18 protein-coding genes, 1 other RNA gene and 1 pseudogene (1 of these 20 only partly in view) are annotated in these 20219 nt (G+C 48.9%); 4 read left to right on the top strand and 16 right to left on the bottom strand.

Going from position 1 to position 20219, the window contains the following annotated elements:
• From V3C10_01620 to ffs, 11 genes are all read right to left on the bottom strand, one after another.
• Window positions 1-1969: the 5' portion of a hypothetical protein gene (locus V3C10_01620; GenBank protein ID WVP62549.1), read on the bottom strand. The gene continues 353 nt to the left of window position 1, outside the view; only the first 1969 of its 2322 coding nucleotides appear in the window; its start codon is at window positions 1967-1969; the stop codon falls past the left edge of the window.
• Window positions 1970-2018: 49 nt separating this feature from the next.
• Window positions 2019-2618: a recombination mediator RecR gene (gene recR, locus V3C10_01615; protein WVP62548.1), complete on the bottom strand. Its 600-nt coding sequence runs from the start codon at window positions 2616-2618 to the stop codon at window positions 2019-2021.
• A 3-nt stretch (window positions 2619-2621) separates the two neighbouring features.
• Window positions 2622-2975, bottom strand: a complete 354-nt coding sequence (locus V3C10_01610) for a YbaB/EbfC family nucleoid-associated protein (GenBank protein ID WVP62547.1) — start codon at window positions 2973-2975, stop codon at window positions 2622-2624.
• Window positions 2976-3114: 139 nt separating this feature from the next.
• Window positions 3115-4725 carry a DNA polymerase III subunit gamma/tau gene (gene dnaX, locus V3C10_01605; protein WVP62546.1) on the bottom strand — a complete coding sequence of 537 codons (1611 nt, stop codon included), beginning with the start codon at window positions 4723-4725 and terminating at the stop codon, window positions 3115-3117.
• A 28-nt stretch (window positions 4726-4753) separates the two neighbouring features.
• The gene (locus tag V3C10_01600; GenBank protein WVP62545.1) at window positions 4754-5833 is read right to left on the bottom strand and encodes an ATP-dependent 6-phosphofructokinase; all 1080 of its coding nucleotides are present in this window, start codon (window positions 5831-5833) and stop codon (window positions 4754-4756) included.
• A gap of 273 nt (window positions 5834-6106) precedes the next feature.
• Entirely contained in the window at window positions 6107-6937 is an 831-nt protein-coding gene (gene folK / locus V3C10_01595; protein WVP62544.1) for a 2-amino-4-hydroxy-6-hydroxymethyldihydropteridine diphosphokinase, read from the bottom strand.
• Window position 6938: 1 nt separating this feature from the next.
• A complete protein-coding gene (gene folP, locus V3C10_01590) occupies window positions 6939-7754 on the bottom strand; it encodes a dihydropteroate synthase (GenBank protein WVP64557.1) in 816 nt (271 codons plus the stop codon).
• A gap of 21 nt (window positions 7755-7775) precedes the next feature.
• A complete protein-coding gene (locus V3C10_01585) occupies window positions 7776-8258 on the bottom strand; it encodes an HD domain-containing protein (protein WVP62543.1) in 483 nt (160 codons plus the stop codon).
• 10 nt (window positions 8259-8268) lie between these two features.
• Window positions 8269-8826, bottom strand: coding sequence for a GTP cyclohydrolase I FolE (gene folE, locus V3C10_01580; GenBank protein ID WVP62542.1), 558 nt, complete (start codon window positions 8824-8826; stop codon window positions 8269-8271).
• A gap of 47 nt (window positions 8827-8873) precedes the next feature.
• On the bottom strand, window positions 8874-9344 hold the full coding sequence (locus tag V3C10_01575) for a dihydrofolate reductase (protein WVP62541.1): 471 nt from the start codon (window positions 9342-9344) through the stop codon (window positions 8874-8876).
• Between the two features lie 232 nt (window positions 9345-9576).
• An RNA gene (ffs, locus tag V3C10_01570) (signal recognition particle sRNA large type) lies at window positions 9577-9840 on the bottom strand.
• Window positions 9841-10167: 327 nt separating this feature from the next.
• Between ffs and V3C10_01565 the strand changes: the two are divergent.
• Window positions 10168-11202 (top strand): annotated as a pseudogene (locus V3C10_01565) (branched-chain amino acid aminotransferase).
• Window positions 11203-11325: 123 nt separating this feature from the next.
• Here the strand turns inward: V3C10_01565 and tadA are convergent.
• Window positions 11326-11805, bottom strand: a complete 480-nt coding sequence (gene tadA, locus V3C10_01560; GenBank protein WVP64556.1) for a tRNA adenosine(34) deaminase TadA — start codon at window positions 11803-11805, stop codon at window positions 11326-11328.
• A gap of 194 nt (window positions 11806-11999) precedes the next feature.
• Between tadA and V3C10_01555 the strand changes: the two genes are divergently transcribed.
• Window positions 12000-12692 (top strand): anaerobic ribonucleoside-triphosphate reductase activating protein, encoded by a 693-nt coding sequence (locus V3C10_01555; protein WVP62540.1) that lies wholly within the window; start codon window positions 12000-12002, stop codon window positions 12690-12692.
• Between the two features lie 53 nt (window positions 12693-12745).
• Here the strand turns inward: V3C10_01555 and V3C10_01550 are convergent, their stop codons facing one another.
• Complete coding sequence (locus tag V3C10_01550; protein ID WVP62539.1) at window positions 12746-14983, bottom strand: DUF6128 domain-containing protein; 2238 nt, start codon at window positions 14981-14983, stop codon at window positions 12746-12748.
• 109 nt (window positions 14984-15092) lie between these two features.
• On the opposite strand from V3C10_01550, the gene nagB reads away from it, so the two are divergent.
• A complete protein-coding gene (gene nagB, locus V3C10_01545) occupies window positions 15093-15818 on the top strand; it encodes a glucosamine-6-phosphate deaminase (GenBank protein ID WVP62538.1) in 726 nt (241 codons plus the stop codon).
• Window positions 15819-16114: 296 nt separating this feature from the next.
• Here nagB and V3C10_01540 read toward each other — a convergent pair whose 3' ends face one another.
• The 3 genes from V3C10_01540 to V3C10_01530 all read right to left on the bottom strand — a co-directional run bounded on the left by V3C10_01540 (window position 16115) and on the right by V3C10_01530 (window position 18642).
• Window positions 16115-16780, bottom strand: coding sequence for a phosphohydrolase (locus tag V3C10_01540; GenBank protein WVP62537.1), 666 nt, complete (start codon window positions 16778-16780; stop codon window positions 16115-16117).
• Window positions 16781-16933: 153 nt separating this feature from the next.
• Window positions 16934-17557: a DUF47 family protein gene (locus V3C10_01535; GenBank protein WVP62536.1), complete on the bottom strand. Its 624-nt coding sequence runs from the start codon at window positions 17555-17557 to the stop codon at window positions 16934-16936.
• Between the two features lie 32 nt (window positions 17558-17589).
• The gene (locus V3C10_01530; GenBank protein ID WVP62535.1) at window positions 17590-18642 is read right to left on the bottom strand and encodes an inorganic phosphate transporter; all 1053 of its coding nucleotides are present in this window, start codon (window positions 18640-18642) and stop codon (window positions 17590-17592) included.
• Between the two features lie 416 nt (window positions 18643-19058).
• Between V3C10_01530 and V3C10_01525 the strand changes: the two genes are divergently transcribed.
• Window positions 19059-20198: a hypothetical protein gene (locus V3C10_01525; GenBank protein ID WVP62534.1), complete on the top strand. Its 1140-nt coding sequence runs from the start codon at window positions 19059-19061 to the stop codon at window positions 20196-20198.
• The last annotated feature ends 21 nt before the right edge of the window (window positions 20199-20219 follow it).

Here is a 20219-nt window from a genome sequence, read left to right as displayed (position 1 = left end):
CCTCGTCCCCGGATTCATACTGGTAACGACGTTCGTTTTCTTCCATCTCCTGACGTCGTCTTTCTAAGTCTTCTTCATACTCCGCCTGGCGTCTGGCCTCATCTGCTTCCAGTTCCGCCTGCTGCTGTGCCGCATTGGCCGCCTCGTATTCCGCCTGGCGCATTGCCTCCTCAGCTTCATATTCTGCGAGTCGTCTGCTTTCTTCTTCCTGGCGTCTGGCTTCCTCCTCGCGTTCCATCTGCAGTCTTCTGGCATCTTCCGCATCGCGGGCCGCCTGACGTCTGATCTCTTCTTCGCGCTCGGCCAGACGTTTTCTTGCCGCCTCAGCCTCACGCTCGGCCTGAAGCTTTAAGAGTTCTTCCTCATGAGCTATCTCTGCCTCGGATTTTTTGTTCCGCTCCGAGCCGTAATGGGTATCTGATGCACCTTCGCAGCCGATATACTGGAATTTTCCGGCCAGGGACGGATAACTGTTATGCATCCGCTCCATTCTGGCAGGCGTATCGATCAGGACTACAATCATACCCGTATTATCCTGCTCCATCAGTTCACTCAGTTCTCCGATCGTGATACGATCCAGATCGCCGGCTCTTTCCACCACCAAATCTTTTCCTGCAAGTCTGTCCGAAACAGCAAAGATACCTTTTCTGTTCAGATTGTCTCCGCTGATCTTAGCCACCGGGTTCTTAGTTCCCAGTTCACGGTGGATCTTTTTAAGTGATTCAAGGGCAAGCGCAAGCCCCTTTTCAGGATCTTCCGCCTCGATCATCAGGTGATTGCTCTGGTCGTCGTCCGGCTCCAGATCCCAATCCTCCACAATGGTCTCCTCTTCTTCCTCAAACCGGTTAATGATTGGTTCATCCGAAGCAGCGGCCTGGGCCGACGCAAGCTCGTCATCCTCCAGTCCCGCATGGCCTGAAAGCCTGTATTCTTTAATATCACGGATATTGTCTAATATCCTTGTCTCGCCAAATGAACCGCTCTCTTCCTCATCGTATGGCTCCATACGTGACATTTCCCTGGCCAGTTCTTCCTCTGCCCGGGCCTCATGGAGACTGGAAACGAGATCGTCTTCCAGAAAGCTTCTCTCATTCGGATAGCGCTGTCTGTCATCATCCATACCGCGCCCATTCGTCATCTCATTATCATCCATATCATAATCGTTGCCATTTGTATCATAGTCGTCCGAACGTTCTCTGTCCATCTCGCGGTTTCTTCTGCCGCGCTCGCCCATATCCCGGCTGTCCATATCGGCATCCTCCGCGTCCTCGGAGTCATAATATTCATCTTCATCCGGTTCTCTTTTGAAGGTCCTGCTGTTGTACTTTTCTTCCACGGCACGCAGTTTTTCTTCATATTTCTCTCTGTTTTCCACCAGATCCATCTGATATTTCGTCAGAGGGGCAAACTGCAGCTTCAATTCCATGGCCTTATCCACGTATTTGCCCAGGCCGAACATCAGCATAATCCTGTCGCACATGCTGACACACTGGCTCTCCATACCGGCCTGCTGATACAACTCCGCCAAATGGTACATCCACTTTTCGTCCAGTTCTTCCTGGCAGTATTTTTCCAGGGAATGGATCAGCTGTTCCGTCGTCGCTCCCTTTGCTTCGAGAATCAGGAAACGGAGCAGGTTCTGCCTCGGATCATCTACAGCCAAATCACAGAACTCTCTGTAGTATGCCTCCGCTTCCGGCACATTGCCCTCTCTCAGGGCAAGATCCGTAAGTTTAAATAACAGCCCTTTGCCGATTGGCGCGCGCTCAAATGCAAGGAGTAAAATATCCTTGGCATCCTGGTACTCTGCATTCCTCTCATAAACCTGGGCGATTGTAGTAAGCAGACTTGTGCTGCGCACCCTTCTCCAGTCTATGGTGTCTGCAATTTTCATGGCGGTTTCATAATCACCTTTGTTTACCAGTTTTTTAATCTGTTCAACTTTGATGTTAAACTCGTACTTATCCATCTCTTTTGCATCTCCTAACCGTCCGCGCGGGGCGGACGACTTTTAATCCTTACAGTTCCGTCCGTCCGTCAAGAGCCCGGAGCAGCGTAACCTCGTCAATATATTCCAAATCTCCGCCCACGGGTACCCCGCTGGCGATTCTTGTAACCTTGATTCCGGTAGGCTTAATCAGTTTGCTGATGTACATAGCCGTCGTCTCGCCTTCCAGACTGGAGTTGGTCGCTATGATCACCTCATTGATCTCAGCCTTCTGAAGACGGGTCATCAGTTCCTTCAATTTGATATCATTCGGCCCTATTCCGAGCATGGGGGATATTGCCCCGTGGAGCACATGGTAAACTCCCTCATATTTGCCGGTCTTCTCATAGGCCGCCAAATCCCTTGTATTTTCCACCACCATAATAGTGGCGTGATCCCGCCTGTCACTGCTGCAAATAGGGCACAGTTCTTTATCCGTCAGTGTAAAGCACTCACTGCAGTAACGCACATTGTGCTTTGCGTCAATCATGGCCGTGGACAGGCGCTCCACCTGCTCCGACGGCATATTGATGATATGGAAGGCCAGGCGCTGAGCCGACTTGCTCCCGATACCGGGCAGCTTTGACAGCTCCTCTATTAATTTTGTAATCTGATTGCTGTAATAATCCATAATTTAGAACGGGAAACCGCCTCCCAGGCCGCCTAAACCGCCTGTCAGTTTTGACATCGCCGCGCTGCTCTCCTCTTCCGCCTGGCGGAATGCCTCATTGGTTGCAGCAACGATCAGATCCTGGAGCATCTCAATATCTTCCGGATCCACTACTTCTTCTGAAAGTTTCACAGACACAACTTCTTTCTTGCCGGAAACGGTAACCGCTACGGCTCCGCCGCCTGCGGAAGCAGTATACTGCTTTTCTTCCAGCTCTTTTGTCGTCTCTTCCATCTGCCGCTGCATCCTCTGCGCCTGCTTCATCAAATTATTCATATTGCCAGGCATTCCGCCTGGAAAACCGCCACGCTTAGCCATGGTGTTCATCCTCCTGATTATTGATCTTCTTTTATAATATCCTTGTTTTATGCTTTTTATCTCAAAATCCGGTCTGCCGGGAACCGGTACGCCCTGATGTTCCCCCTTCGCAAATCGAATTATCTGTGATCCTGTCCTGTCAGTCCTCCACTACAATATCATCATGAATGACTTTTAAGTCATCATCGCTCACATAGAGCGTTGTAGACTTTTTGCCGGAATCGTTCAGGATGGCCTTGAAATCTATACTCTTACCATAGTTTTTCTCTACCGCCTCTTTTAATTCCTGCATTACCGACTCGCGGTTTACGATGGAGAAATTTCCGGCGTCGCTGAATGCGATGCTAAGACAGCTGTCACCGGCCGGCTCCACCTCCGTATCCCTGAGAGCCACACGGACCGCGCCTCCCATCATCCTGGAAACCTTCTGCCACTCGCCGCGCATCAGCATCAAATCTTCATACTGGGCCTTGGGAAGTGAAACGGTTTTGGCCGGTTCTTCCGCTTTGCCCGGTTTCTGCTGTTCTGCCGCGCCTACCTGTCCGGCCCTTTCTCCCAATGCCGCAAGCGCGGCCAGATCGGGCAGACTGGACGGAATTTCATCCATTCTTTTCTCTATCATGGTAAGCCGCTGTAGAACGGAATCGAGATTCTGTTCCATTGACGGCCTTGTCAGCTTTATAAATGCAATCTCAGCCAGGACGCGCTTCTGACTGGCATAGCGCAGCTGCCCCGACAACTCCGAGAATATCCTGATGTACCTCATCAGTGTCTCGCCGTCCGTCATATCTGCCTCTTCCTTTAAAAGGGCGATATTCTCGGACGACATATCCAGCATATCTTCCGCATCATCTGTTGTCTTCACAATCAGAAGATTTCTCATATACCAGACGAAATCATTCACCATCTGTGTCAGATCGCGTCCCTGGATTATCATCTCTTCTATCTTATAGATACATCCCTTGGTGTCACCTGCCGTGACCGCCCTGAACAGACTGCTGAATACGCTGTTATCGACAGCTCCCAGCACTTCCAGCACGTTGTCATAGGTGAGCTTCTCCCCAAAATGGAATGCCGTGCACTGGTCCAGCAGACTCAGTGCGTCTCGCATGGAACCGTCCGCCGCTTTCGCCACGTACCGCAGCGCTTTCTCATCTACATCGATCTGCTCGGCCTGGGTCAGCTCATGGAGACGGGCTGCGATGGTATCAATCGTAATTCTCTTAAAATCGTATCTCTGGCACCGCGACAAAATCGTGATCGGAATCTTGTGGACCTCCGTTGTGGCCAGGATAAATATAACATAGGACGGCGGTTCCTCCAATGTCTTTAAAAGGGCATTGAATGCCCCGATGGACAGCATATGGACCTCATCGATGATGTAAACACGGTAGCGTCCCTCCGTCGGCGGATACTGTACCTGATCTCGGATGTCACGGATATTCTCCACGCCGTTGTTGGATGCCGCATCGATTTCCACCACGTTCAGTGAAGCGCCGGAGGATATCTGGCGGCACATCTCACATTCGCCGCAGGGGCTTCCATCGACCGGATTCTCACAGTTCACGGCCTTTGCAAATATCTTTGCAATACTGGTCTTACCTGTTCCCCGCGTTCCGCAGAACAGATAGGCGTGTCCGATTCGTCCCGACGTTATCTGGTTTTTTAATGTCTTTACAATGTGGTCCTGGCCTTTGACCTCATTAAATGAGGCCGGCCTCCATTTCCTGTATAACGCTGTATACGACATGACCCCTCTGCTCCTTCATTGTTCCTTATTATTCGTCGCCGAAACTGATTCCCACAGACTTGGCCTCCTTGATTATATCACTCTTCGGATCGACCGTCTTAAGCTTGCCTGCGATATCCTCCAGCGGCACCTTGGTAATCTGGCTGTCATTCAAAGCAACCATATAACCATACTCTTCATTCGCAATCATCTGAGCGGCCGCCGCTCCGAGGCGCGTGGAAATAACACGGTCAAACGGAGTGGGCTCTCCGCCCCTCTGCATATGGCCTGGAACCGTGACGCGTATCTCCTGTCCTGTTTTCTCCTGAATCTGAGCGCCCAGTGCGTATGCCACCGATGGATAAACCTGGCCGTTCTTCTTCTTTTCTTTCAGTTCTTTCTTGGTGAGCGCCGCATCATCCTTAGAAATAGCGCCTTCCGCCACCGCCAGGATGGTAAAGTTCTTACCGCTCCTCACCCTGCCCTTGATGGCCTCCACGACAATATCAATGTCATAGGGAATCTCGGGAATCAAAATAATGTCCGCGCCTCCTGCGATTCCCGCATAGAGGGTCAGCCATCCTACTTTATGTCCCATTATCTCTACAATGAAAACACGGCCATGGGAAGCCGCAGTTGTATGAATGCAGTCGATTGCATTGGTCGCTACTTCGACGGCGCTGTGGAAACCGAACGTCAGCTCGCTCCCCCACAGGTCATTGTCGATCGTCTTCGGAAGGGAAACGATGTTAAGCCCCTCCTCCCGAAGCAGGTTGGCCGTCTTCTGGCTCCCATTGCCGCCAAGCACCACGAGACATTCGAGTTTTAATTTATAATAAGTATGTTTCATCGCAGCCACTTTATCTAAACCGTTCTCATCCGGAGTCCTCATCAGTTTAAACGGCTGTCTGGATGTGCCTAGAATGGTGCCGCCTCTTGTCAGTATTCCCGAAAACTCCGACGGCTTCATTATCCGGTAGTCTGCATACATCAGTCCCTTGTAGCCATCCTCAAAACCTACTATCTCAACGTCGTCATACATTTTATACAGAGCCTTCGCCACGCCGCGCATTGTTGCATTCAGGCTCTGGCAGTCCCCACCGCTGGTCAGCATACCAATTCTCTTCATGAATGACACACCCTTTCTTAACACTGTATTTTCATCCTGTCACCGTTCGTAACAACAGGCTGATCTCAGGTTACAATATACCCATTTTGTAATTATAATACAATCATGTTCCGCGGGCAAGGAAAATTTCTTTACGATCTTCTTTACTCCGCCTTACTCTTTTACGGAAAAGAATGAGGTTTTACAGTACCTTCCGGGAAATTGCCCGCAGGCAAATACAGAGGACCGCACCGGAGGATAACCCTCCTGTGCGGTCCCGTCTGTATTGCCGTATCATTTCAGCCCATTCAGCAGTTGTGTCATTGTTTTCTGATAAACCGGGTGTCTTTTATTGGGTGCGATTTCCTGTAAAGGTTTTAAAACAAAATCGCGCAGATGCATCTCCACATGCGGAATAATGAGGTCGTCGGTTTCCAGGATCTCATCATCATACATTAAAATATCTAAGTCCAGCGTTCTGGGACCCCAATGGACAATGCGTTCACGATGGGCGTCCTGCTCAATCTCATGAAGGGATTCCAATAATTCCTGCGGTGATAAAAGTGTTTTTAAAATCAGGCAGGCATTCAGGAAGTCATCCTGCTCCACCCCGCCGTAAGGCTCCGTCACCAAGTAGGAGGACACTTTCTCCACATGGCAGCCGGAACGTTCATTCAATGATTTAACCGCCTGATCCAGATATCCTTTTTTGTCCCCCAGATTGGAACCAAGCCCGATATAAGCGGTGTGCCAGAAGCGGGTAATTTTTACGGAAACGGTCTTGAGGGGAAGCCCAATCGGCGCCCACGGTTTTTTAAGTTCCAGCGTAACGCCATGCAGAAGGGAATAATGCCTAAAAAGCGCTTCGGCCAGATTTTCGGCAGCCGCTTCAATCAGTTTATATGTGTTTTCTTTCATATAACGGGTTATAAAAGCACATACGTCACCATAATTGATGGAATGTTCCAGACAGTCCGTTCTTCCGGCATGCCTGGTATTGACATACATTGTAAGGGAAACCAGAAATCTCTGTCCGAGTTTTGTCTCCTCTGGAAAAACACCGTGATTCGCATATACTTCCAGATCTTCAATATGTATTTCGTCGCAAAAAGATGCTTTCGTCATTTTATTTCCTTCCCTCTCTCATGATAGCCTGCGTCATACGGATTGCCCTTAAATTTTCTTTAATATCGTGGACGCGGATAAATGCCGCTTTTTTCTGTACTCCCAGAACGGTTGTGACGATTGTCCCCTCGACCCTCTGATCCGTCGGCAAATCAAGCGCCGTGCCAATCACGGACTTTCTGGAGGTTGCAAGAAGGACCGGATAACCGAGCGCCGAAAGCTTTTCCAGTTGATTGATAGCCGTCAGGTTATTTTCATAGGTTTTCCCGAATCCCACTCCGGGATCTAAAATAATCTGGCTGTCGTCGATTCCAGCCTCTTTAGCAATGGCGAGCGAATCACGCATGTCCCTGCACATATCGTCCATGAAATTGCCGTAATCCGCCTTTTCCCGGTTATGCATCAGACAGCATGGGATCCGATACTGAGCAATCAGGTCCGCCACTTTCCGGTCGTATTTCAGCCCCCAGATATCGTTCACCATATCGGCTCCCGCTTTTAAGGCAGCTTCCACTACCTGTCCCTTGTAACTGTCGATGGACACCGGAATGTCAAAATTCTTCTTTATCATTTCAATCGCGGGCACAACCCGGTCAATTTCTTCCTGGATACTGATCTGCACATGCCCCGGACGTGTGGACTCTCCTCCGACATCAATAATCGCAGCGCCTTCTTCAATCATATCGGCCGTATGTTTCTTTGTTTTTTCAATGTCATTCCACATTCCTCCGTCGGAGAAAGAATCGGGTGTGACATTTAATATTCCCATAATAGAACAGTCGTTTTCTACATCAAATAATCGGTTTCCAATTTTCATCATGATAGCATTCCCCTGTATTTAGACCTTCAATGTAATATTTTTCTTCTCCATGCTCCAGTTGCATTCTTCAAACGCATTGCAGAACAGACAGCTTCTGGAACTCTTATCCGCCCGGTAAATCAACCCCTGAAGATTTTCTTTTCCTGCCGTTTCCGGTGTCCGGTGTTCCGAAATTGCGGAAATGATCTCTTTCTGCTCCATTTCCGTAAAGCCGCAGTCCCTCAGAATCGGATCCGCCAGCACGGCGCTGGCCTCTTCATGCGGTATCCCTTCCAGGTATTGACGGTGTCTTCCAATATCGTGGAGCAGCGCAGCCGCATAGATGACTTCTTTTGAGATACCGATATTCTTTTCCAGATTTTCAATATAGGCGATACGGGCTACATCCAGATAATGAGCCGGATTATGCCTGCAAAAAATCCGTTCTTCTTCCAGCCTCTGTATTTCTGCCACGCTTTCCTTCCATAGAGGATGGCGGCAGATTCGATTAATCCGTTCCATAGCTTCGCACTTATCTCCGTTCCAGCATTTGATAAAAACGGTTCTGCAGCATTTCGCTGTCATCAAACGCCCCTCTGGTAACGATAGTCACTGTTTTTGTTCCAGGCTTTTTGATTCCGCGCATCGTCATGCACATATGTTCCGCTTCAATGCGCACCATTACGCCCTTCGGGTTCAGTTCTTTCATAAAGGCGTCCGCAATCTGGGCAGTCAGGCGTTCCTGAAGCTGGAAACGTTTCGCATATACCTCCAGAGTCCTTGCTATTTTACTTAAACCGACTACTTCCCCGTCCGGAATGTAGGCAATGCTCGCCGTCCCGTAGAAAGGCAGCATATGGTGTTCGCAAAAAGAATAAAAATGAATATCCTTTTCCATGACAATATCATTGCTGTCCACATGGAATCTTTTCTTCAGATGCACCGCCGCGTCGTCGGTGTATCCGGCAGCCAGTTCTTCATACATCCTGGCAATCCGGTCCGGTGTTTCTAAAAGCCCTTCTCTGTTGATATCTTCCCCAATTCCTTCGAGAATGAGCCTGACCCCTTCTTTAATTTTTTCTTTATCCATTGTAATCCCCTCCCTACAATGCTGCCTGTCCGGCACTGTTCCTAAAATTATGATTTTCTTGTATAGGTCAGAAAGGTGTACGGAATATCACCGTCCACTCTCCGCTCTATCTCTTTGACAAATAAATCCTCTTCAAACTCGGGGAAAAATGTATCTCCCTCGATTTCTGCATCGATTTCCGTAATATACATTTTTTCAACGAGTGGTAAGGATTCTTCATAAATACCGGCTCCGCCGGAGATATAAGTATCTTCGTCAACGGCAAGTACGATAGCTTCCTGCAGTGATTTGGCTGTTTGACAGTTTTCAGCGGTAAAATCCTTCGTCTTTGAAATCACAATTGTTGTCCGGTTTGGCAGAGGCCTGCCGATTTCTTCATAGGTTTTCCTCCCCATGATAACAACATGATTTACCGTTAAATTCTTAAACCGCGTCTTTTCCCCGTCAATATTCCAGGGAATACGGCCGTCTTTTCCTATGACGCGGTTTTTCGCATACGCCACTACCAAAGCAATCATTATCTTCCTCCAATAGTTCCTCATACGGCATAAATTTCTATCTGCCGTCCATTGTCCGGTGATCCTCCAAAGATTATCATATTCAGGTAGAAATGACAATGGATTCTGTAAGGTCTAACCCCACGAATACAGTAAAAATTAACGTTAATTTTTCTATGAATTTAAAAAAAGCCGTTCCAACCGGAACAGCTTGTCATTGACACAAAAATTATAATATTAATATATATTAAATCCGCACATCCCGCTTCGAACGTATGTCACAAACGTTACCCTTGCAGTTAACTCCGTCCAGGCAGCCTCACGGCACACAAGAGCTTCTGCTTAGTGCTGCTGCATTCCTGCCCTGACACGGTTCACAGATTCCTGTTGCGTAAGACCCAGACTTCAACGCCACTTACAAGGGGCAGCTCTGCAACAAAACGCCCTCGGCGAGGACATCACCCCTGCTGTAGCGGATTGCAGGTACAGGGCACCGCTAACTCCCCGGCTAGTGCGGAAACTTTATAACTTGATTATGGCTGATAATGTGAAATCTTCAGCTAGTTAAGTATACATGGAGGCCGACTTTTTGTCAAGCCACAACCGCTTAAGCTTCGCAAAACCGAGGTATAACAAAATAACATGGCAAATATGCCCAGATAGCATTTTATATTTACGTTAAAACCCTTTATAATAAGAAAAAGATATCGCCCCGCCGGTTGGAAGCAGTTTTTCAGTTTTTTCAGCACATAATCTTGCAACGTGAGCCAGATGTTATTATAATAGGGGCAAACCATTATTTATTACTGTAACACGTTAACACCAGTTCAATAAACAAGAATGGAGTATCGCTATGGAAAAGAAAAATCTTGATTGGGCAAATATCGGCTTTAGCTATATTCAGACCGACTACCGCTATGTTTCACAGTTTAAGGACGGCGCCTGGGACGAGGGCGTCCTGACGACAGACGCAAATATTGTATTAAACGAATGTGCAGGCGTGCTCCAGTACGCTCAGACATGTTTTGAAGGTTTAAAGGCCTACACCACGGAAGACGGCCACATTGTAACATTCCGCCCCGACTTAAACGGAGAGCGTATGGAGAATTCTGCAAAAGGCCTTGAAATGCCTGTTTTCCCGAAGGAACGCTTTGTGGAAGCGGTTGCAAAAGTAGTGGAAGCCAACGCAGCTTTTGTCCCGCCGTACGGTTCCGGCGCAAGCCTGTACATCCGTCCGTATATGTTCGGTTTTGACTCCGTCATCGGCGTAAAACCGGCCAATGAATATCAGTTCCGCATCTTCACCACCCCGGTAGGGCCTTACTTTAAGGGCGGCGCAAAACCAATCACGATCCGCGTCAGCGATTTTGACCGCGCGGCTCCACACGGAACCGGCCATATCAAAGCAGGACTGAACTATGCGATGAGCCTCCATGCAATCGTGGACGCGCATAAGAACGGGTTCGACGAGAATGTCTACCTGGATCCACAGACAAGAACGAAGATCGAGGAGACAGGCGGTGCAAACCTGATCTTTGTCACAAAGGACAATAAACTGGTTACGCCGAAATCACCCAGCATCCTTCCATCCATCACACGCCGTTCCATCCTTTATGTAGCAAAGGAATATCTGGGCATGGAGACCGAGGAGAGGGAAGTATTCCTGGACGAGGTGAAAGATTTCGCCGAATGCGGCCTCTGTGGTACGGCAGCCGTTGTGTCTCCGGTCGGCAAGATCGTGGATCACGGCAAGGATATCTGTTTCCCAAGCGGTATGGAGAAGATGGGTCCGTCCATACAGAAGCTCTATGACACTCTGACCGGCATCCAGATGGGCCATATTAAGGCACCGGAAGGCTGGATTAAGGTAATTATGTAAGTGATCATGAAATCTATATAATTAAGAATCTGCATTTATCCGCAGTCAGGTTCTTCCATATAGAAAAAGAGTCCGGACCGTTACTGTTGACTATATGCCCAGTAACGGTTCAGACTCTCCTTTTTATTCACTTTTTGCCTTCTCTTTGCCCTTCTTCCGCAGTTCCCTGAAAAATTCCTTCAGCATCTGTGAGCATTCCTCCCCTAAAAGCCCCGTCTCTATCTCTACCTGGTGGTTAAAACCTTTTTCATCCAGCAGGTTCATCACCGAACCGGCACATCCGGCCTTGGGATTCATGGAGCCAATCTTCACTTTGGGAATGCGGGCCTGGACAATCGCCCCGGCACACATGGGGCACGGTTCCAGTGTCACATACATTGTACAGCCCTCCAGCCGCCAGTCCCCCATTTTTTTACACGCCTTTTTGACGGCGTTTATCTCGGCATGGGACAGGACGTTCTTGTCCACAATTCTTCTGTTATACCCCCTTCCAATTATTTTTCCCCCGTAAACAATAACGCAGCCTATCGGCACCTCTCCCAGTGCATATGCTTTTTTTGCCTCGCGGATCGCCGCTTTCATATATTTTTCATCGTCGGTCATTTTCATTTCTTCGCTCCATCTGACGTTCCGTCTGATTTTTTCCGTTATTACTCTAATAAGTATACAAACCATCCTCCGCTTTGGCAAGTTGCACATACAGGAATTTCGTACTATAATTGTCCATGTACCAATAAAATCCCGCCGACAGAACATCTTGTCCCGGGCTGTACGGCATTTTGAAAGGATATGGAATTATGATTATTTCCGGGCTTTTAAAGACAACTTTACTGGATTACCCGCAGCATGTGGCTGCCACCGTATTCCTGGGCGGGTGCAATTTCCGATGTCCGTTCTGCCATAACAGTGATCTCCTGGAGGGCGGAAGTGAATTGCATTCGGAAAAAGAGGTACTGGATTTTCTGAAAAAAAGAGCCGGTATCCTGGAAGGCGTCTGCATTACGGGCGGTGAGCCCACCCTGCACCGCGATTTGGAACCATTCATCAGGAAGATAAGGGAACTTGGGCTTCTTGTGAAGTTAGATACGAATGGTTACAGGCCGGATGTGCTGATCGATCTCTGTGAAAAAAGGCTGCTGGATTATGTGGCTATGGACATTAAGTCAGGCCGGGCCGGATACGGAAAGACTGCCGGTCTGCCCGGCCTCGACCTGTCTCTGATAGAAAAGAGTGTTGATTTTCTGCTGAAAAATACGGTTCCCTGTGAATTTCGCACCACGGTTGTGAAAGAACTTCACAGGGAAGAGGATTTTAAAGAGATTGGGGAATGGCTTTCCGGGGCCTCCGCCTATTTCCTGCAGAGCTATAAAGACTCCGAGAATGTGCTGATACCCGGGTTTTCAGCCTGCAGCAAAGAGGAACTGCTGCATTTTGCCGGAATTGTCGCCCCCTATGTGCCCTCCGTCTCATTGCGAGGCGTCGATTATTAATAACATACATACTATGTCTGCCGCCGGTTATCACGGCTGCAGTAATGTGTCTTTTAATCGCCTATCTTTATATCCGTATACCAGTATCCAAAACGGCCGTCCCTGGGCGGCTGTTTTTTTGCCAGGACAAAGTCGGAAAAACCGAACATGGACGCCATGTATTTCTCGTTGCTGAGATAGTGTCCCGGGACTCCCAGCAGATATCTGGCTTTTCCGCCCGGATTGTTCAGCCTCGCAAGGATCAGGTAGCGGTAATTATAATACCCGTGGAGCAGGAAACTGTTGCTGCCGTATACCCATTCCTCCCTGGGGAGAAGTCCGATATCCTGCGGTTTGATGGTAAGGACCTCACAGCCGTCGGCATAGTCGAACGCGAGTATTTTCGGATATTTTTTCCTCATGGTTTCCCAAACTTCCTGTTCGTTGCACGTATCGCTCAGATCTTTAAATGGAGCCGAAACGCCAGATGGCGGAGCAGCCTCTTTCACTACCGGCTGCGCCTCCTGGGCAATCGGATTCGTCTCTGTTGCGGGTTCCGGTGTTTCGGTTCTCAGTGCTTCAGGTCTTGGTGTTTCGGGTCTTGGCGCTTCAGGTCTTGGTGATTCAGGTCTCAGTGATTCAGGCCTCAGTGTTTCCTGTCTGAGAGCGCCCGTCTGCATTCCCCTGCGCTGTACGCCGTATCTCTGCTGTCCCCGGCCGCCTCTCTCCTGTCCGGGCTGCATCTGCCTGCCGGATTCCTGTATTGCCATACCGGATGAACGGACCGCCGTTCTTCCCGTTCCCTGCATCTGAATCCCCGGGGAACGGACGAAGTTTCTGCCGTTTTCCTGCGTCTGAGCAGGTTTGCCGTCCGGTTCCCTCATGACCGGCCTTTGTGGTTCGATGAATTCCTGGGCTGTTTCCAGTCCGTCAACCGCCGAAACGTATTCGGCCTCCATCATATCCGTCATGCTGCCGCCGGACACAGGCGCTGCGGCTTCCGTTCCAAACACTTTTGCAGCTCTTGTATTTGCAAATCTGATTTCCCCTGCTCCGGTTTCCACAGGCCCCGCTTTCGTTTGCCATACTCCTGCCGTCTCTGTTTCAATGGCTTCATTTTCTGCCATTTCTGTTTCTGCTGCTCTTGCTTCTGTCGCACTTGTTTCCGTCACCTCTGCATCTGCCCCGGCGGTTTCCACCTCTCCTGCTTCTGCCCTGGCGGTTTCCACCTCTCCTGCTTCCGCCCTGACGGTTTCCGCTACTCCCGCTTCTGCTCCGGCGGTTTCCACCTCTCCCACCTCTGTCCCGGCGGTTTCCACCTCTCCTGCTTCTGCTTCGGCGGTTTCCAATGCTCCTGCTTCTGTCCTGACGGTTTCCACCTCTCCTGCTTCTGTCCTGACGGTTTCCACCTCTCCTGCTTCTGTCCTGGCGGTTTCCACCTCTCCCGCTTCTGCTTCGGCGGTTTCCACCTCTCCTGCTTCTGCTTCGGCGGTTTCAACCTCTCCTGCTTCTATCCCGGCGGTTTCCGTCACTCTTTCGTCTGCCACTCTCATGTCCGCTGTTTCTTTCTCAGGGTTTTCCGCCATAGATTCTGTGTCTCTTTGCGGTGCCTGTGACATGATCATTTCCCGCAGGCCGGATACTGCCGCCCTGTTTTCTTCAGGCGGCGCTCCATCCGCATTTTTTTTCGGGATTTCCGTGCTCAGATAGACCACCTTTTCCCGGCCGTATCTGGCAGCATTATATTCTTCCGCCTTACGCATTGCCGCTTCATGTATTTCCGCCTCTTTTTTCGACGTTTCCCTGTCCATTTCCGCTTCTATTTCCCTGGAAATAGGCAGAAGATCCTGCTCTTTTTCCTTATGCTGCAAGATCGTCTGTTTTTTTACAGAGCTTTCCAGTTTTTCGGCCACTTTTTCCGATGTTACATCGGCCAGCTCCACTTCTGCGGCATGAGCTACCGCATCTTCCCAGATTGTCGTGTAGGATCTCCATGCACTTTCCACATCATGGACACTGAGTCCGTAAAATTCTTCCAGGCTGTGTCCTGAATTTTCCACATCCGCGGAATTTACCACTGCCCTGAATTCCCCTGCGCCGTTTCTGGCAAACAGGGTTCCTATCTTGACCTCATCCTGCCCTGCGAGCAGGTATACTCCTACCGGATTTCCCCCGACGAATATCTTTTTGACATTCACCGTGATTCTGCATTGGTTGCCTCTTGTTTCCAATTTTGCAAATCCGATGTTCTTTCCGCGTATCCCTCCTTCGTATGTATAGATATATGAGATTAGTCTCTGATAGTTAGACATGCTATCACTCCTTTGCTATCTATTTTATGCTGATATGCATTGAAACTATGACTTAAAAATGGTATTCTAATCTGGAAAGAGGCGACAATATTGTATGGAGGGTATTTTCATGAAAATTTACAAGGTTAAAAATTACGACGAAATGAGCAGGAAAGCAGCTAATATTATTGCTGCCCAGATCATCACAAAACCGGATTCTGTACTGGGGCTTGCCACCGGTTCCACCCCTGTCGGAACTTACAAATATCTGGTTGAGAAATACAATAATGGAGATCTGGATTTTTCTGAAGTAAAGACGGCGAATCTGGATGAATATAAGGGACTTACCAAAGACAGTGAGCAGAGCTACTATTATTTTATGTACAGCAACTTGTTTCAGCACGTAAATATTGATATGAATCAAACAAATATTCCAAACGGCATGGCAGACGACCCTGAAGCAGAATGCAGCCGCTATGAGGATGTAATCCGTTCACTGGGCGGAGTTGACCTTCAGGTTCTCGGCCTCGGACATGACGGCCATATCGGTTTTAACGAGCCGTCCGATATTTTCGAGGGCCGGACACACTGTGTTGATCTTACCGAGATGACAATTGAAGCTAATAAACGTTTCTTCTCCTCCATCGACGAGGTTCCACGCCAGGCATTCACAATGGGTATCGGAACGATTATGAGGAGTAAAAAGATTATTTTTGCAGTAAGCGGAAAAGATAAGGCTGCTATTTTAAAGGAAGCCCTCTACGGACCTGTGACACCGAAGGTTCCGGCATCCATTCTTCAGTTCCATCCGGATGTCATTGTAATCGCCGATGAGGACGCTCTTTCGGAGTGCTGATTTAAACGATCAGGTTACAGTCATGAAACAGAAATAAAAAAATGCATCGGTTACCGGTTTTACCGCCGTCTGCCGATGCATTTTTTTATTGTCCGGCAATGAAAAGTCCGTCCGGCGTACTTTTCGCTGCTTCTTATCCGTGGTCCAGTTTTGAAATCTTGAAAAGGAATTTCCGAATTTATGGATATCAGATTATATTAAGAAATCTGTTTCGATTGAGAAAGTAGATAAAAGCTTTCGTGCTTATAGAAATACGGACTGTATGATATTGGAGAACCGCAGCCAGGCTGCCCCGATCAGCAAATTTTATTCCCGTTTGCATTCAATTTGAAAGTCATGCCAAGGACGGAGGCCGCTCTCCTGCACATCAGCATCCTCTGAAGAAATATTTCAAAATAATCCATCATCGAGCAGATACTCTCATCCAGCTCCAGTTCCAGTTTAAGTGTTTTTTTATCTTTCTGAATATCCAGGGAAGATGAGATTACCGCATAGTTGACGCGGTCATGTTTATCAAATGCGGCCTTATTTCTGTTCCTGACCCTGTCCCTGCGGACGTCGGTTTTATCGGCCAGTATCAAAGCGGCGGACACCACATCTACAGCTCCTCCCGACTTCTCGTCGTGCATTCCGATGGCGTTAATGATTACCGCTATGTCTTCATAATCCATATCAAGCCCCCTCAGGATCTGATGAGACATCAGCGCGCCAGAATGAGGGTGATCCATACGGTTCACACAGTTTCCAATATCATACATATAACCCGCAATCTTTGCCAGTTCCACGGTGTGACTGTCATAATCCAGACGCTCCAGGATTTTTCCGGCCATCGCCGAAACCTTAACCGCATGCGCCGCCGAGTGGTCCGTATATCCAAGTACCCCCAGTGTTGTGTTACCCTTGTTGATATATGCGTTAATTTCTTTTGATTTCTTTATGTCCTTATACGTTATCTGTGCCAATTGATTCCTCCTTCTTAATTTCCGCCTTTTAAGCGGTACTTTACCTATCTTAACAGAAGGAGAAATAAACCGATATCAATAATATGCAAAAGTTTCGTCAGAACTGTGTAAAACCGGAATGCATCCCACAGCCTTTATGAAGAATCCCAAAAATCAGGTGTTTTTCATAATTGCCATCTCTACGGTATCCGCCACATGTTCGCAGCAGTCACAACATTCCTCCAGGCAGTCGTAGATGGTCGTCCAGACCAGAATCTGTACGGCATCCTTTTCCTCGGTATACAGTCTGTGGACAGCCCTGGTGTAAAGCTGATCTCCCTCTTCCTCCAGACGGTTAATTGTAATGATTTTTTCCTTTAATGTGGCCGAACGGCGGAAATTGCGGAAATCTTCCAGCATCTCTTTCATCGATGCACAGCATTTACGGATCAGCGCGGCAAATTCCACTGCCTCGGGCCGCAGCCCCCTCACATTGTACATATAAAGATTTCTCAAAACCTCGTCCAGCTCATCCGTCACGTCGTCTATGATGTTCGTCAGGGCCATGATGTCTTCCCTCTCAATGGGCGGCAGAAACTCTTTCATCAGTTTCTCCATCAGCCGGTGTTTTCCCTGATCTCCCCGGTGCTCAATCTCATGGATTACCCTGATTTTTTCCGGTAGACTTGTGTATTCATATTCGTTGAGGTTTTCCCAAAGCAGCTCCGCTGCCTCACAGGAACAATTTACGTTATCGACAAGCATTGCAAAATAATCATTTCCCTTTTTCTGTGCCATACTGCACTCCTTTCATTGACATACTCTTAATCTTAAAATACCCAGATGAACAGCTTCGCCGTCAGAAAACCAATCAGGCCGCAGCCCGGGAACGTGAGCACCCAGGTCATCACCATTTCCTTTACAACTCCCCAGTTTACCGATGACAGACGTCTGGCTGCCCCGACTCCCATGATGGCTGTGGTCTTCGTATGGGTCGTGGATACCGGGATTCCCGTGAGGGAGGATAGGAGCAGACAGCCCGCGCCCGCCAAATCGGCCGAAAAGCCCTGATATCGTTCCAGTTTCACCATATCCATACCGACCGCCTTGATAATCCTGTATCCGCCAATGGAAGTTCCAAGCCCCATCACGGCAGAGCAGAGTATCATCAGCCAAATTGGGATGCTGAACTCTCCGGCATTGGCGTTGCCTTTTGCCAGAAAAATCCCCAGCATGAAAACGCCCATAAATTTCTGGCCGTCCTGGGCGCCGTGCATGAATGCCATGGCTGCGCCTCCGGCTATCTGGGCATTATTAAAAAATCCACGGCTCTTGTTCCTGTCTACGCCCCTGCATAAAAACTGGACGATTTTGGCCGTCAGATAGCCCATTACAAAGCCGAGTATGGTAGACAGCACTAAACCGTAAAGTACTTTAATCCACTCGGACGAATTAATTCCCTCCAGGCCTCCGTGCAGCGCAATTGCGGCTCCGGAAACGCCTGCAATAAGGGCGTGGCTCTCGCTTGTCGGGATGCCGAACCACCAGGCGGCCGTTGCCCAGGCCACGATGGACAAAAGAGCCGCGCACAGCGCAATCAGCGCCTCCCTGGAATCGCCGCCGAAATCCACCATATTGTATATTGTCGATGCCACTCCGGCATTGAACATTGTCATAACGAGAACGCCCAGGAAGTTAAAGACCGCCGCCATAATAATTGCGGCTCTGGGATGAATGGCCTGCGTGGAAACACAGGTGGCGATCGCATTGGGCGCATCAGTCCAGCCATTGACCAGAATTACCCCCAGCGTCAGAATCACAGTTATGGCCAAAATAGGACTTGCCGTAAGCTGCGAAAGAAAATCTGCCAACGAAATTGTCATAGTTATCCTCACTTTTTGTGTATTATCAGGTGCTGATTATAGTATTGCGCAATACTTTGCCAGTTTATTATAATATTTTTATTCGTGCCGTACAGTGTTTACGGCAATCCTTTACTCTTTTTTTACGCCCGGTACTCCTGTCTTGCAAAGAGATTCCCCAGGGGGTTGATGATTGCATCTACAGGCTTAATAGTACTTTCCACGATACATAAAAGAGCACCGGTGACAAAATTATCGCGGTTAAATCCGGTTTCACGTATATAAACGCATATTATCGTTCATTTTGTATCTTCCACCGATATTTTCCCTCTTTTTTGTCGTTCGAATTCAAATTTTTCATAACTGTAGAAAACGGGACTGCCGCCACTGAAGATAATGTTCTCGTCTATACCGGTGAGAACCCGGCAGGGGCCCGTGTGCGGAACGCCTTTGGCGTATATTGCACCGGCGCCTGGTACCGTGATGAAAACGGTGCAATTCATTATGGCAGCAATGCCAATAATGGATATCTGCCAAATACCACAGGAATGGGCTATCAGGCCAGAGCCTGCCTGGAACTGAAACTGCGGCATGCGTGGGAGGAGCCTTCCGCGGCAGCCTGTCTGGCCAACGAAGCCGACGGCCGGTACAGGGAAGGCGGCCAATGGGCAGAAACGATCGACCTGCAATTCGGCGAAAAAGGATTCCGTTCCTTCGAGCAGGCGGGTATCAGGGTAAGCAGCACCGCTGGAAGGGCTACTGACGGCACGGGTGACGATTATGTCCGCGGCTATTTTTACGTGCCGGAACATTACGATCCTGCCGCCGGAATTGTTTTTACGCTGCAGGGCCAGGGAATTTCATACTGGAAACTTGCAGACGGCTGTGACAATGACGGTACCGGCATCATGTACGACTCTGCCACCACCTCCTGGATGAACAAAGGGGCTATTGTGGTCAATATCCATGACCGGTCAAGCGCCGGACCCGGAGAATATTTTAACATCTATGATTTTGTGGCGGACGACGTCAATGTAATGAAATATTTTATCGATGCCTATGGTGTCACCGGAAATGTCGTACTCCAGGGCAATTCACGGGGAACGATGGCTTCAGCCCTTATTATCAAGGCGCTGGCCGGACAGCCCTATCATCCGATGAATCAGAAAATGGGGAATACTCAGAACGAAACCCACAGGCTGCCCACGGGCGCTTATGACTTTAACATCGATGCTTATATTTGTCAGAACGGTACCTTTGGTTATGGTTACGACGACGCCGACTGGGCAGCCAGAAATATACGCCTTACCGGATACCCATCGGAGCTTTATGCCTACTGGGGCGAAAGCGATCACTCCACCACACGTCTCAACGGATGGTATTTCAGCAACTCCGCTTATTACGGCCCCGACTGCCGGATTGACTCCGATACTGGAAAGCTCATTTATCATACGAAACAGAGGGACGGCGCATCCTATGAGCTGAAGTGCCGCGGGAAAGCTGCCGGAAGCAGCAAAGCCGGCTACCGATATACCATCTATGATGAGCTTTATCAGGAGTGGGCGCTTAAACGCTAAGCCGTTCAGACAGGCGTAATC

The organism is [Clostridium] symbiosum (assembly GCA_036419695.1).
Lineage (GTDB): Bacteria > Bacillota > Clostridia > Lachnospirales > Lachnospiraceae > Otoolea > Otoolea symbiosa_A.
The sequence above is the reverse complement of the archived record's forward strand: the minus strand, read 5'-3'. Positions and strand labels throughout refer to the sequence as shown.